This window comes from Janthinobacterium sp. BHSEK (genome assembly GCF_056174685.1).
The window spans coordinates 1-7,985 of sequence record NZ_JBWBYV010000076.1 but is presented as its reverse complement, the minus strand read 5'-3'; the positions used below and the strand labels follow the sequence as shown (position 1 = coordinate 7,985).

Annotated in this window: 5 protein-coding genes; all 5 read left to right on the top strand. The window is 66.2% G+C overall.

What is annotated here, in order from left to right; translation table 11 throughout:
* Window positions 1–305: permuted SH3 domain-containing protein (locus AC0V2Y_RS23345; RefSeq protein ID WP_475418378.1), on the top strand; the 305-nt coding region annotated here is incomplete at its 5' end.
* A gap of 12 nt (window positions 306–317) precedes the next feature.
* Window positions 318–3,413: an efflux RND transporter permease subunit gene (locus tag AC0V2Y_RS23340; RefSeq protein ID WP_475417549.1), complete on the top strand. Its 3,096-nt coding sequence runs from the start codon at window positions 318–320 to the stop codon at window positions 3,411–3,413.
* Between the two features lie 7 nt (window positions 3,414–3,420).
* The gene (locus AC0V2Y_RS23335) at window positions 3,421–4,332 is read left to right on the top strand and encodes an ABC transporter ATP-binding protein (RefSeq protein ID WP_475417548.1); all 912 of its coding nucleotides are present in this window, start codon (window positions 3,421–3,423) and stop codon (window positions 4,330–4,332) included.
* Window position 4,333: 1 nt separating this feature from the next.
* Window positions 4,334–5,896, top strand: a complete 1,563-nt coding sequence (locus tag AC0V2Y_RS23330; RefSeq protein WP_475417547.1) for an ABC transporter permease subunit — start codon at window positions 4,334–4,336, stop codon at window positions 5,894–5,896.
* An 18-nt stretch (window positions 5,897–5,914) separates the two neighbouring features.
* Window positions 5,915–7,985, top strand: a 2,071-nt coding sequence (locus tag AC0V2Y_RS23325; RefSeq protein ID WP_475418377.1) for a M28 family peptidase, incomplete at its 3' end; no start/stop codon positions are given.

Here is a 7,985-nt window from a genome sequence, read left to right as displayed (position 1 = left end):
TTGGCCGCGCGTCGGCGCTGACGGTGCAGCAGAGCGCGGTCGTGATGCGCGATGGCCACGGTTATGTGTTCAGGGTCGGCCCTGACGAGAAGGTCAGCCAAACCAAGGTCAGCCTTGGACGCCGGGTCGGCGACCGCATCGAGGTGCTGGCCGGGGTCGGCGCCGATGCGGTGCTGGTCGACCAGGGCGCCGGTTTCCTGGCCGACGGAGACGTGGTCAAGGTGGCCGCCGAACAGGCCCAGCCCAAGCTGGCCTACCAGACGGCGCCGTCGGCGCCCGCCCGGACCACTTCGGTCTCTCGGTAAACGGAGCACGCGATGAATCTATCCGCCTTTTCGATACGCAACCCGATCCCCGCCATCCTGCTGTTCATCCTGCTGACGGTGGCTGGCCTGATCAGTTTCAAACGCATGATGATTCAGGAACAGCCTGACATCGACTTTCCCATTGTGTTCGTGACCACCAGCCTGCCCGGCGCCTCGCCGCCGCAGCTGGAAGCGGAAGTGGCGCGCAAGATCGAAAGTTCGCTGCTGTCGGTATCCCAGGTCCGCCATGTGTTTACCACCATCAGCGATGGCGTGGTCGAGACTACAGTCCAGTTCCGGCTGGAGAAAGACCCTGCCGAAGCGCTCAACGATGTGCGCGATGCGGTGGGCCGCGTGCGCACCGATCTGCCGGCCGATATCCGCGATCCGGTGATTTCCAAACTCGACCTGGCCGGCCAGCCCATCCTGACCTACACCGTCGCTTCCTCCCAAATGGATGAGGAGGCGCTGTCCTGGTTTGTCGACAGCCAGGTATCGAAGGTGCTGCTGGGCGTGTCCGGCGTGGGCAAAGTGGCGCGCGTTGGCGGCGTGGAGCGCGAGGTGCTGATCGAACTCGATCCGATCCGCATGGCGGCGCTCAACGTCTCGGCCGCCGACATTTCCAGCCAGCTGCGCCGGGTGCAGCGCGAAAGTTCGGGGGGCAAGGCCAATATCAGCGGCGCCAACCAGTCGGTGCGCACCATCGGCACGGTCGGCAGCACGGCCGAGATTGCCGCCATGGACATGGCGCTGCCGGACGGTCGCAGCATCCGCCTCGACCAGGTGGCGCGCGTGATCGACGGCACCGCCGAGCGTACGATCATCACTCTGCTGGACGGCAAGCCGGTGGTCGGCTTCGACATCACACGCAGCAAGGGTGCCAGCGAGATCACCGTGGCGCGTGCGGTGCGCCAGGCAGTCGAGCAACTGGCGAAAAAAGACCCGCACATCGTCTTCAAGGAAGCCTTCAACGCCGTTGATTCGGTGCAGGAAAACTACGACGGCTCCATGACCCTGCTGTACGAGGGCATCTTCCTGACCGTGCTGGTGGTCTGGTTCTTCCTGCGCGATGGCCGCGCCACGCTGGTATCCGCGGCGGCGCTGCCGCTGTCCATCATTCCCACTTTCCTGGTGATGAGCATGCTGGGTTTTACACTCAACATGATAACCCTGTTGTCGCTTGCGCTGGTGATCGGCATCTTGGTCGACGATGCCATCGTCGAGATCGAAAACATCATGCGTCACCTGTACCAGGGCAAGACGCCGTTGCAGGCAGCGCTGGAAGCGGCCGACGAGATCGGTCTGGCGGTGGTGGCCACCACCTGCACCCTGATCGCCGTTTTTCTGCCCACCGCTTTCATGGATGGCGTGGTCGGTCAGTACTTCAAGCAGTTCGGCTGGACCGCTTCGGTGGCGGTGGCGGCTTCGCTGCTGGTGGCGCGCCTGCTGACGCCTATGATGGCGGCCTATTTGCTCAAGCCCAAGCTGCTGGCGCAACAGCCCAGGCCGAGCCGGATCCTGCCGCGCTATCTGGCGGCGGTGGGCTGGTGCCTGCGGCACCGCCACCGCACGCTGGCGCTGTCGGCACTGCTCTTTGTCGCCTCGCTGGCCTTGATCCCTCTGTTGCCGAGCGGCTTCATTCCGCCGGCCGACGGTACCCAGACCAAGGTGACGCTGGAGCTGGCGCCGGGCGCCACCCTGGAACGCACCCGCGCGGCGGCCGAACGGGCACGCCTGCTGATCGCGCGGAACAAGGATATCGCGCCGGACATGGTGCAGGTGTACAGCGCCATCGGTGGCGAGGACGTGCGCAAGGCTACCCTGACCATCAATCTCAAGCCGCGCAAGGAGCGGGTGCGCAAGCAGACCGAAATCAACATCCTGCTGCGCGAGCTGATGCGCGACGTGCCGGGCGTGCGCGCCACCGTCGGCAGTAGCGGCGAAGCCGGCGAGGAGCTGGAACTGCTGCTGACCGGCGACGATCCCGAGGCGCTGAAGACGGCGGCGCTGGCGATCCAGCGTGATATCCGCAGCATCCCCGGCCTGGGCGCGATCTATTCGAGTATCAGCCTGGTGCGGCCTGAACTCATCGTTACGCCCGATTTCGCCAGGGCTGCCGACCTCGGTGTGAACGCCACCGCCATCGGCGAGACGCTGCGTGTGGCCACCATCGGCGACTACGACCAGGCGCTGGCCAAGCTCAACCTGCCGGAGCGGCAGATCCCCATCCGCGTACGGCTCCCAGAGGCGGCGCGCCAAGACCTGTCGCTGCTCGAGCGCCTGTCGGTGCCGGGCAAGCAGGGCAACGTGCCGTTGTCCTCGGTCGCCGAGCTGCGCATCGACAGCGGCCCGACCCGTATCGACCGGCGCGACCGCAGCCGCCGGGTGGTGATCCACGTCGAACTCAACGGCCGGCCGATCAGCGAGGTACAGGACCTCGTCGACAAGCTGCCGAGCGTTAAGAACCTCCCCGCGAGTGTCCAGCGCGGCAAGTCGGGCGATGTCGAGATGATGCAGGAACTGTTCACCAGCTTCGGCCTGTCCATGCTCATTGGCATCCTGTGCGTGTACCTGGTGCTGGTGCTGCTGTTCAAGGGTTTCATGCAGCCGGTGACTGTCATGGCGGCATTGCCGCTGTCGATAGGTGGTGCCTTCCTGGGGCTGCTGCTGACGCGTCAGGCGCTCTCCATGCCTTCTCTGCTGGGCTTGTTGACCTTGATGGGTATAGCGGTCAAGAACTCGATCCTGCTGGTCGAGTATGCGATACGCGCCCGTCGGGAACAGGGGCTGGATCGCACGAGTGCCCTGCTCGATGCCTGCCGCAAGCGCGTCCAGCCGATCATTATGACCAGCGTGGCGATGGGGGCCGGCATGCTGCCGCTGGCGCTGGGCATTAGCGCCGACCCCAGTTTCCGGGCGCCGATGGCGATTGCGGTGATCGGCGGGCTGATCACTTCAACTCTGCTCAGTCTGTTGGTGATCCCGGTGGTGTTCACCTATGTCGACGACCTGATGGTGTGGATCTCGCACAAGTGGCGACGCCAGCCGAAAGCCGCACCGGTGGCTGCCTCCGCAGCCGTGTCTTCCGCATCTTCCTTATTGAATTGAGTGAGCCATGTTGCATTCATCCATAGAAATCCAGAAGCTGTGTCCGAGCCTGCAGTTGGAAGCGGTGACCTATCGCTACCGCAACGGCCATCGGGCGGTCTCCGATCTTAACCTGCGCATCGAGCCCGGCATTCTGGGCTTGCTCGGGCCCAACGGCGCCGGCAAGTCGACGCTGATGCGCATGCTGGCTACTCTGCAGCGTCCCAGTTCGGGGCGCATCCTGTGGGGGGACGTCGACATCGCTCGCGATCCGGACGCGCTGCGCTGCGCGTTGGGCTACCTGCCGCAGGAGTTCGGCGCCTATCCTTCGCTGAGCGCACGCGAATTCCTGCGCTACCTCGCCGCCGTCAAGGGCTTGCCGCATGCGCAGACGGCGGCGCGCGTGGATCAATGCCTGGAAGCGGTCGGACTCGAGGCCGCCGCCGACAAGCGCATCGGCTCCTACTCGGGCGGCATGCGCCAGCGGGTCGGCATCGCCCAGGCCCTGCTCAACGATCCGCAGCTGCTGATCGTCGACGAGCCTACCGTCGGCCTCGACCCGGAGGAGCGGTTGCGCTTCCGCAACCTGCTGACCGATCTTGCCGGCCGCCGCCTGGTGATTCTGTCCACTCACATCGTGTCCGACATCGAGGCCAGCGCCACCGCGCTGGCGGTGATGCACCAGGGCGTTCTGCGCTATCAGGGCGCGCCGGAAACGCTGATCGCCCAGGCCGAGGGGCGGGTGTGGGACTGGACCGTCAAGTCCGAGGACCTGGTAGCGCTGCGCAGCCGCCATCATGTCAGCGGTTCGATGCGGCTGCCGGACGGCGTGCGGGTGCGCATCGTCGCCGCCGAATCGCCGGGGCCGGGTGCGTTGGCGGTGGCGCCGGGCCTGGAGGACGCCTACGTCTGGCTGTTGTCGCAAAGCAGGGAGGTCTGACGTGGAAGCCTTGCGCCGGTTTATCTCCATTGTGGGCGCCGACCTGCTGGCGCGCGTGCGCACGCCGCGCTTCTGGCTGGCCGTGGCCGCCGTTGCCGTGGCCGCCTGGTGGTGTTTCCCTCCTATCGGGGCGCCATACATGATTCTGGGCTTGAATGGCCAGTACCGCGGCCAGTATTCAAGCGCGTGGATCGGCATGGTGCTGTCCATGACATCGATCTGGCTGTCGCTGATCGGCTTTTACCTGGTGCGCGGCACGCTCACCCGCGACATCGAAAGCCGGGTCTGGCAACTGCTGGTCGCCACCCCGCTGCGGCGCCACACTTATCTGCTGGCCAAGTGGTGCAGCCATCTGGTGGTGCTGGCGCTGGTCGTGGCAGCGGGCGTGGCGGTGGGCGTGGCGGCGCAGTGGGTGCGCGCCGAGGATATGTGGATCGACCTGGTCGAGCTGCTCAAACCTGTGCTGTTGTTGCAGTTGCCGGGCCTGGCGCTGACGGCGATGTTCGCGGTCTGGTTCGACCTGGTGCCATGGTTGCGGCGCACCGCGGGCAGCGTGCTGTACTTCGTGGTGTGGCTGGCAATATTGGCAGCCTCGGCGCAGAACATCCGCCATTCCGATGCCGCTGCTCAGTCTGGCCTGATCGGTGATCCTTTCGGTCTTGCCGTGTTCAATCATGAAGTGCGCCAGCGCGCCGCGCCGCAGATCGATAAACCGCTGGAGCAGGGTTTCTGCCTGGCCTGCGGCACCCGCCGCACCGAGGTCCGCCTCTTCGAGTGGCCAGAATGGCAGGTGACTCCGCAGGTCTTGCCGGGGCGGCTGTTCTGGCTGCTGCTGTCGGCGCTGGGGGTGATCGTGTGTGCGCCCTTCCTCGATCGGGCCGCCGCCCGCAGCAGCGTCGCCGGCGGCGCGGTGGGTGACGACTCCGGCAGCCGCCTGCGCTGGCTCGGCGCGCTGCTGCGCCCTCTGCAGCGCTCGGTATTCGGCACTTTGCTGGCATCCGAAATCCAGTTGGCCCTGCGTCATCGCAAGATGTGGTGGTGGCTGGCGGCGCTGGGAGCGGCCGCGGTGCAGATTGCCGGACCGGCCAACGCCGCCTGCATCGCCGCCATTGCCGCCTGGCTGCTGTGCCTCGACATGTATGCCCACGCCTCCCTGCGCGAAGGCGAGTCCGGCACCGCGCCGGTGGTCTTCAGCGCCGCCCACGCCGGTCGCCATATCTTGTGGGCGCGCTTGGCGATGCTGGTGCTGGTGGGCACCGTGCTGACGCTGCCGGCCGTGCTGCGCTTCGCCGCCACCGCGCCGGCGGTGGCGGCCGCGCTGCTGGCAGCCAGCGTTTCGCTGGCTGCCTGGGGACTGGCGCTGGGCGCGGCCTCGCGCAGCCCGCGGCCGTTCGAAGTGCTGGCCTGCGTGCTGGCGTATATGAGCATCAATGGGGCGCCGGTGCTGCATGCCGGCGTCGATCCCCGCGTCACCCTATACCTGCACTTCGCGGCGCTGCCAGCGGCCGCTATCGTCCTGTGGACGATGTGGCCCCGGCTGGCCCGGACGCAGTCAGCCCAATGAACCAAGGAAGGTGTATTCATGTCTATATCTAACTCCGTGCTATTCCCCAAGGCCGGCGAGGCCGGCAAGAAAAGCGAAGCCATAGCCGCTGACAAAGCGGGCTGGGGCCTCGGCATCGGTGCCATCCTCGCCCTGCTGCTGCTCGTCGCGCTGAGTCTGGGCAGCACGCGGCTGCCGGCGCCGCAGCCGGCTACCGTGGCGCCCACCGTGTTTTCGGCGGCGCGCGCCATGGCCCATCTGCAGCATATCGCGCATGAACCGCATGCGGTTGGCACGCCCGAGAACGCCAAGGTGCGCGCCTATATCGTTGCCGAGCTGCAGGCGCTCGGCCTGCAACCGGAGATCCAGTCCGGCGTCGGCAAGATGAACACCCGCCCCTGGGGCGCGGTGGGCATGGTCCACAACATCGTGGTGCGCATACCCGGCGCCGGCGCCGGAGTTGCTGCGCGCAAGGCGCTGCTGCTGGCGGCCCACTATGACTCCGTGCCGACGGGACCGGGCGCGGCCGATGACGGCGCTTCTGTGGCAGCCATCATGGAAGTGCTGCGCGCCGTGAAGGCCGGCATGCCATTGCAGAATGATCTGATCGCCCTGTTCAGCGACGGCGAGGAGGCCGGGCTGCTTGGTTCCGAGCTGTTCGTTTCGAGCCATCCCTGGACCAAGGACGTCGGCCTGGTACTCAACTTCGAGTATCGTGGCAACAGCGGTCCCATGCTGATGTTCGAGACCAGCCCCGGCAACGGCAAGCTGATTGCCGGCTTGGCGCAGGCGGTGCCGCAGCAGGTGAGCAGCTCCATGCTTTACGAGCTGTACAAGAAGATGCCGAACGATACCGATATGACCTCGTTCAAGCGGGCCGGCATAGCCGGGTTGAACTTCGCTGCCATCGAGAATCCTGCCGCTTACCACCTGCATACCGACAGCATCGCCAACCTCGACCAGCGTACCTTGCAGCAACAGGGCGACTCCATGTTGTCCCTGGTGCGGCACTTTGGCAACGGCGCGCTGCGAGAACTGAAGGCGCACGACAGCGTGTACTTCGACCTGCCCGGCATCGGCCTTGTGCATTACACCTCGACCGCAGTGATCCCGCTGACGCTGGTAGTGGCGGCGCTGCTGTGCGTGGTTGCGGTGATGGGCATCAAGCGCGGCGCCCTGCGCCCCGGCCGCATTCTGCTGGCCATGCCGGTGTTCCTGGTGATGGCCATCTTGCTGGGCATCGCCTGCCAACTGGTGTGGGGGGCGGTCTCGCTGGTGCATCCGGAATACGGCGTGCTGGGCGATCCGTACAACAGCCAGTGGTATCTTCTGGCTTTCGTCGGCCTGGTGATCGCCGGCTATATCGCAATGGCGGGCGGCGTCAAGCGCTGGCTGCGCCCACTCGAACTGGGCTTTGGCGCCCTGTTGCTGTGGCAGGGCTTGCTGGTGCTCAGCAGCTTTGCCATGCCGGGTATTACCGCGATGTTTGCCTGGCCGCTGCTGGCGCTGCTGGGTGTGCTGGGGCTGCTGTTCTCGCGCCGCTGCGCGGACATCACCGCCGGCGCGCGTATTGCGCTGCTGGTGCTGGGCCTGGTGCCGGCGGTGCTGCTGTGCGGTCCGGCGGTGCGCAATCTGTATGTCGGACTGAGCCCGCAGGCATCGGTGGTGAGCGGGCTGATGCTGGCGCTGGTGGCCGGTCTCATGACGCCGCTACTGAGCATGCTGACGCGCCGTTTCTTACTCCCGGCGCTACCGCTGGCCGCCTGCGCGTTCTTCCTGGTGGCCGGTTCGCTGACCGCCCGCACAGACGCGGACCATCCGCACACGGCCAACCTGTTCTATGCCTGGGACAGCGGTTCCGGCAAGGCCTACTGGATATCGCGCGACGATCAGCTCGACGACTGGAGCAAGACCTACTTTCCCAATATAAGCGAGAAACAGCAGGTGCCGGAACTGTTCGGCGCCGGCTCGCGCAAGTACTGGGCCAGTCCGGCGCCGCGGATGGCCGGCCTGCAGGCACCGCAGATCGACGTCCTGAGCGATACCGTCAAAGGCGGGGTACGCGAGGTAATTTTCAAGGTTCGCACCATGCGCCAGGCGCCGGTCCTCT

Excerpts from the sequence above, each read along its gene's own strand:
- AC0V2Y_RS23335 (WP_475417548.1), top strand. The coding sequence starts at position 3,421 with ATGTTGCATTCATCCATAGAAATCCAGAAGCTGTGTCCGAGCCTGCAG.
- AC0V2Y_RS23340 (WP_475417549.1), top strand. The coding sequence starts at position 318 with ATGAATCTATCCGCCTTTTCGATACGCAACCCGATCCCCGCCATCCTG.